We start from the raw sequence: 6,964 nt of genomic DNA on the forward strand, positions 1-6,964 counted from the left end.
TTGCTCTCGGTACTCACCGCACCCCCAGTTCGTTGTCGATGAAGGCGAAGACCTCGTCGTCGCTGGCCGCCGTGAGCCACTCCCCGGTGCCGGTGGCGCCGTCCCCGAACTCACCGGTGAGGTGCTCGACCAGCAGGGCGGGCGTCGGGTAGTCGAAGATCAACGTCGCGGAGAGGTGACAGCCGAGCGCGGTGTCCAGCCGGTTGCGGAAGTCCAGCGCGGACAGCGAGTCGAAGCCGAGCTCCTGGAACTCCCGGTGTGGCTCGATGGACCGCGCACCCGGGTAGCCGAGTACCTCGGCGGCCTGCCCGCGGACCAGCTCGTCCAGCACCTGCCTGCGCCGCGGCTCGTCCAGGCTCGCCGGATCCGGGATGCTCGGGGCCGGCTCCGCGGGTTCGGTGTGCTGCCGCGGCGCGGAGCGGTGGGACAGCTTGATCGGGACCAGTACCGGTTCCTCCCGCCCGCAGGCGGCGTCGAACAGCGCGAGCCCCTCGGCCGGGGACAGCGGCTCGACCCCGGCACGGGCCAGCCGCTCCCGGTCGGCCGCGGCGAGTTCCCCCGCCATGCCACCGGTCCACGGCCCCCAGGCCAGCGAGAGCGCGGGCAGCCCCGCGGCGCGGCGGTGCCGGGCGAGTGCGTCCAGGAAGGCGTTGGCCGCGGCGTAGTTGCCCTGCCCCGCGCCGCCGAGGGTGCCGGTGGCCGAGGAGAACAGCACGAACGCCGACAGCGGCAGGTCCGCCGTCTGCTCGTGCAGGTTCCACGCGGCGTCCGCCTTGGGCCGCAGCACCGTGTCCAGGCGCCGCTGGTCCAGCGCGGTGAGCACCCCGTCGTCCAGCGTGCCCGCGCAGTGCAGCACCGCGGTCAGCGGATGCCCGCCGGGCACGGTGGCCAGCAGGTCGCGCACGGCACCTGGGTCGGCGAGATCGCAGGCGCGGGTGCCGACCCGCGCGCCGAGCCCGGTCAGCTCGGCTTCCAGCTCCGCGGCGCCGGGGGCGTCCTGGCCGCGGCGGCTGGTCAGCAGCAGGTTCCGCACGCCGTACTCGGTGACGAGGTGGCGGGCGAGCATCCGGCCGAGCGCGCCGGTCGCCCCGGTGACCAGCACCGTGCCCGCCGGGTCCGGGGACCACCTCGGCGCGGCCGGGCCGGGCGCCGGGGTCAGCTCCGGAACCAGCACCTCCTGCCCGCGGACCGCGGCGCGCTCGGCGCCGCTGCCCAGCGCGGCCGGGAGTGCCGTGGCCCCCGGCTCGAGTTCGACCAGCCCGAACCGGCCGGGGTTCTCCAGCAGGGCCGAGCGCCACAGCCCGGCGACCGCGGCCTGGGCCGGGTCCGGTTCGCCCCGCCCGGTCAGCAGCACCAGCCGGGCATGGTCGAACCGGCGTTCGGCCAGCCAGTCCCGTACCAGCCGCAGGGCCTGCCCGCCGTGCCGGTGCGCGGCCGCCACCGGGTTCCCCGCGGTGGTTTCCGGGGTGACCAGCACCAGGTCCGGCACCTTCTCGGCGCGGGCGAGGGCGGCCAGGTCCGGGTGGTGGGCGACGGTGACCCCCGCCGCGGGCAGCGCGGCGACCGCCCCGGCCGGGTCGGTGCCGAGCACGGCGCATTCCGCGGGCAGACCGGCCTCCGCCTGCCGGGGCAGCGGGGTCCACTCCGGGCGCAGCAGGTGCTCGGGCACGGCCGCGGGCGTGCTGGGCCGGGGGCGCAGGGCCAGCGCGTCGGCGGTGAGCAGCTCCCGGCCCACCCGGTCGGTGACCAGCAGGCCGACGGCGTCCGGGCCGGCCGGGGTGAGCCGCACCCGCACGGCACCGGTCACCGGTCCGCGCACGGACACCCCGGTCCAGGCGAACGGCAGGTGCGGCCGCTGATCGTCGGTGAGGAAGCCGCCGAGCGCGACCGGGTGCAGCGCGGCGTCCAGCAACGCGGGCGGGACCGCGAACTCCGGATCGGGCGACGCGGCAGCCGGGGACTCGACCTCGGCGTACACGGTGCCGCCTTCCCGCCAGGCGGCCCGCAGGCCCTGGAAGGCGGGACCGTACTGGGTACCCGCCGCGGCGAGCCGGTCGTACAGGCAGGCCAGGTCGACCGGCTCGGCACCCGGTGGCGGCCAGTGCCCCTGATCGCCGGGTTCGGGGGCGGGCCCCGCCGGGACGAGGGTGCCGGTGGCGTGCGTGGTCCACGGCCGCTCCTCGCCCGCACCGCGCGGGCGGGCGAGAATGGTGACCTGCCGGTGTCCCTGCCGGTCGGCGGTGGCGACCAGGGTCCGCACCCGCACACCGTCGCCCGCGGGCAGCGCGAGCGGGGCGGGCAGCACGAGCTCGGCCAGCCGTGGCGTGCCGATCGCGGCACCCGCCTGGCAGGCCAGCCCGAGGAAGGCGGTGCCGGGTACGAGCACCTGGCCGCCGAGCACGTGCTCGGCCAGCCACGGGTGGCTTTCCACGGACAGCTCGGCCGGGCACAGGTAGCCCTCCGGGACCGCGATCGGGGCGGCGCCGCCCGCGGTGCCCTCCCCGGCCCGCGGGGCGGGCTCGTCCACCCAGCAGCTCACCCGGTCGAAGGGGTAGCCGGGCAGGGAGATCCGGCGCGGCCGGGCCGCCCCGGCGAGGTCGCCGAGGTCGACCTCGGCGCCCCGCACCCAGGCCCGCACCCGGTCCTCGTCCTGGGCGCCCGCCCTGGTCGCCGTGCCGCGGTAGGTGCCGTCGGGGTTCTCTCCCGCCAGGTGACGGGTGAGCAGCTCCACCAGTTCGGCCACGCCGCCCGCCCGCACGGCGAGCCGTTCCTCCAGCGCGTCCCGGCCCGCCCACAGGGTGAAGGCCAGCGCGTCCGGATCGATCCGCCGGGTGCCGGAGCCGTCCTGCCCGGCCAGCCCGGCGGCAAGACTATCCACTGTGGACTCTCCAGTGAGTTCGCCGGGTGGTAGCCGGATCCCGAACTCCCGCTCGATCGCCTCGCCCAGCGCCAGTAGCTGCGGGTAGTCCAGGCCGAGACCGGCGAGGCTCTCCGCCTCGCCATCCGCGTCCGGTAGCACCCCGAGCAGCTCGCCGAGCAGCCCGGCCAGCCGTTCCCGCACCCGCTCCGGCGGCGCGGGTTCCTCGCCCGCGGAGCGCAGGAAGCCGACCATCCGGTGCAGCAGCTCGTGCAACCGCGGTTCGGTCTTGGCGGAGAACACGAACACCCGCTGCCCCGGCGCGGGCTCGGTCGCCGGTTCCGGCGCCGGGTACTCCTCGAGGATCAGGTGGACGTTCGCGCCGCCGGCACCGAAGGAGCTGATCCCGGCGCGGCGCGGGGATCCGGAAGGCCGGGGCCAGTGCGCGAGCTCGCGCTGCACCTGGAACGGCGAGTTCGCCCAGTCCACGGCCGTACTGGGCGGGTCGGCGTGCAGCGAGGGCACCAGCTCCCGGTGCTGGAGTTGCAGCACCACCTTGCTCACCGCGGCGATTCCTGCCGCCGACTCCAGGTGGCCCACATTGGACTTGACCGAGCCGATCGCGCAGCCGACCGACTCGCCGCCGAGGCGGTCGAAGGCCTTGCGCAGCCCGGAGATCTCCACCGGGTCGCCGAGGGAGGTGCCGGTGCCGTGCGCCTCGAGGTAGCCGACGGTCGCCGGATCGGTGCCGGAGCGCCGGAAGGCGTCGACGACCAGCCGCGCCTGGCTCTCCGGGTTGGGCACCGAGAACCCGGCCGTCCGGCCGCCGTGCCCGGCGGCGCGGCCACGCACGACGGCGTACACCTGGTCCCCCTCGGCCAGCGCGTCGGCCAGCGGGCGCAGCAGCACCGCACCCACGCCCTCGCCGGGCACGTACCCGTCACCGCCGTCGCCGAAGGCCCGGCAGCGCCCGTCGGTGGACAGGAAGGAGGACTGGCCGAGCAGCAGGTACTTGTTGGGGTGCACGGTGAGGTTGACCCCGCCCGCCACGGCGGCGGTGCACTCCCCGTTGCGGATGCTGTCGCAGGCCTGGTGGATCGCGGTGAGCGAGGAGGAGCACATGGTGTCCACCGCCACGCTCGGCCCGCGCAGGTCGAAGAAGTAGGAGGCCCGGTTGGCGATGGCCGCGTTGAAGGAGGACGGCACCAGGCCGGGTTCCTCGCCGGGACGGCGCACGCCGTAGAGCTGGTACTGGCTGTACATCACGCCCACGTAGACGCCGACCGTCCGGCCGTGCCAGGACCCGGGGGCGTGCCCGGAGTCCTCGAAGGTGTGCCACACGGTCTGCAGGAACAGCCGTTCCTGCGGGTCGAGTACCGCCGCCTCCTTCGGCGAGATGTGGAACAGCAGCGGGTCGAACTCGTCGATGCCGTCCAGGAAACCGCCCCAGCGGCCGTAGGTGCTGCCGGGCCTGCCCCTTTCCGGGTGGAAGTGGGCGTCGTGGTCCCAGCGGTCCGCGGGCACCTCGGTGATGCAGTCCCTGCCCTGGCGCAGGTTCCGCCAGAACTCGGTCAGGTCCCCTGCCATCGGGTAGCGCCCGCTGATCCCGACGATGGCGATCGCGTCCCGCTCCGTGCCCTCCGATTCCGGTTCCGGTTCCCGGACCCGTGCCGGTGCGGGTTCGCCGAGCTCGGCGAGGATCCGCTGCCGGTCCCCGGCCAGCGCGAGCAGGTGACTCGCGGTGCCACCGAGCGCGCGGCGGAAGATGTCGACCCCGGTCCGCTCGTCCAGCGGGCGCAGCCCCATGGCCCGCATGGCGCGGTCGTCCACCGGCATGCCGCCGTCCCGCCAGGCCGGCCAGCCGATGGAGACCGCCTCCGGGCGGGTCTCGGCGAAGGCGTCGAGGAAGGCGTTGGCGCAGGCGTAGTCCGACTGCCCGGGGTTTCCCCAGGAGCCGGCGGTGGAGGAGCACAGCACGAAGAAGTCGAGCCGCTCCGCCGCGGTGGCCCGGTCCAGGTTGCGGGTACCGGTCACCTTGGGCGCCAGCACCGACGTGGCCTCGGCGGCGGTCTTGCCGACCAGGGTCCGGTCGGCGAGCACCCCGGCGGCGTGCACCAGCCCGTGCAGCCCGCCGAACCGCGAGCGGACGGTGGCGACAAGCTCCTCGACCTGGGCGAGGTCGGTGACATCGGCGCGCAGGTAGCACACCTCGGCGCCGAGTGCGGTCAGCTCCGCGACCCGCTCGTCCGTGCCGGAGTCCGGCTCGGATCGTCCACAGAGGACTACCGCGCGGGAACGCCCGGCGAGATGGCGGGCCAGCGCGAGGCCCACCCCGCCGAGACCGCCGGTGACCAGGTACACCCCATCCGGCCGCGGGTCCGCCGTCGCCTCGGGCTCGGGCACGGGGCGGGTGCGGCGCACCTGCCGCCGCCCGGCCAGGTAACGGACCTCGACATCGCCCTCGGCCGCGGTGGTGAGTTCGGCGAGCGCGGAGTCCACATCGGACTCGCCGAGCAGCACGAGCGAGGCGCGCAGCGCGGGATGTTCCCGGCGCAGGCCGGCGAACATGGCACCGAGCGCGGTGAGCGGGCCGCCGTCCCCGCCGGGTACGCAGCAGACCAGCCGGACGCGGGACCCGGCCCGTACCCGCTCGCCGAGGAACTCCAGCAAGGCGAGGTACTCCCGCTCCGGGTCCTCGGTCTCCGGGCACCACAGCACCCGCTCGGCGGCGGGATCGGTGCCGAACCGCCCGGCCCGCTCGCCCAGCCGCCCTGCGGGGTCCACCAGCAGCGGCGGGGCGCCGGGGACGGCCGCCGCGGGCAGTGGGGCCGGTTCCCACCGCCGCTGGAAGTACACCACCTCGGTGGGGGCCTCGTCCCCGTGCCCGGCCTGCTCCGGTGCCGCCGGTTCGGCGGCGGGCCGGGCCCCGGTGGCCCCCGCCTCGCGCAGGTAGCCCGCGAGCCCGGCGACGGTGTTGTACTCGAACAGCAGGGTCGGGTACAGCTCCAGCCCGAGCGCGCCCTCCAGCTCCTGCGCCACCTGGAGCAGGGCCATCGAGTCCAGCCCGAGTTCGTAGAACCCGCGGTCGTCGTCCAGTGCGTCCGGGGCGAGGTCCAGCTTCTCCGCGAGCAGCCCGCGCACCAGTGCCTCGAGCCCGGCCGCCCGGGGCGCCGGTTCCGCACCGGCGACCGGGGCGGCGGGTGCGCTCGCCCGCTCGGTGCCGGCCAGCCGGGTGATCGACTCGGCTTCCCGCACCCGCTTGGAGGTCAGTCCCCGCACCGAGATCAGGCCGCGGCCGTGCTCGTCGTAGAAGTCGAGGTCGCAGGTGTTCAGGTCGGCGTCCGCACCGGCGTAGCGCGGCGGGCGGACGTGCACGTGCGAGTACCGCCCGGTGCCGCCGTGCGCCCGGAAGGACTCGATGAACACCGGGATGTACGGTTTGCGCTCCCCTCGCGCGAGGTGGCCGAAGCGGCGCTCGAAGTGCCCGGCGAACTGGCTGGGCAGCAGGGTGGCCGCGTCCAGCGCGGCCGGGTGCAGCGGGAAGTGGTCCACGTACGCCGCGGCCCGCGGGCTCAGCTCGAGGTCCGCGAGCAGCTCGTCCGCGCCCACGTGCAGGGTGCCGCCGCTGCGCATGAACTCGCCGTGCACGATCCCCGCGGTGCGCACCGTCCCGTACAGCTGCGCCATGTCCACGGTCGTGCTCGCGGCGCGGCGCAGCGCGGGCAGGTCGAGCTCGCCCGGCACGCCGGGATCCCCCGGGGTCAGCAGCAGCTCGCAGACCAGTACCTGGCCGGCCTCGCCGGGAGCACCGGCATGCGGCACCGCCCGGGAGGTGGCCGTGATGTGGTACCGGCCGTCCCGCCAGGTGAAGGTGAACTCCAGCTCGGCGTCGAAGTCCTCCCCGGCGGCCACGGCCTGCTGGAACAGCACCTTGCGCAGCTCGACGCCGGTGGTGTCCACCCCCCGCGCCCGCAGGATGCGGAAGATCATGTCCAGGAAGGACACTCCGGGGAGGATGTTCGTCCCGTGCACCGTGTGGTCGCGCAGCACCGGATCGCTCGCGCGGACCAGTACCGAGCAGGTCAGCCCGTCCACAGTCACCTCCAC

Annotated in this window: 1 protein-coding gene; it reads right to left on the reverse strand. The window is 75.6% G+C overall.

Features of this window, described 5'->3' with window-relative positions; genetic code table 11:
- Positions 1-13: 13 nt before the first annotated feature.
- The gene (locus tag FB471_RS14700; protein ID WP_141998758.1) at positions 14-6,964 is read right to left on the reverse strand and encodes an SDR family NAD(P)-dependent oxidoreductase; all 6,951 of its coding nucleotides are present in this window, start codon (positions 6,962-6,964) and stop codon (positions 14-16) included.

The sequence above is a fragment of the Amycolatopsis cihanbeyliensis genome (assembly GCF_006715045.1).
Taxonomy (GTDB): Bacteria; Actinomycetota; Actinomycetes; order Mycobacteriales; family Pseudonocardiaceae; genus Amycolatopsis; species Amycolatopsis cihanbeyliensis.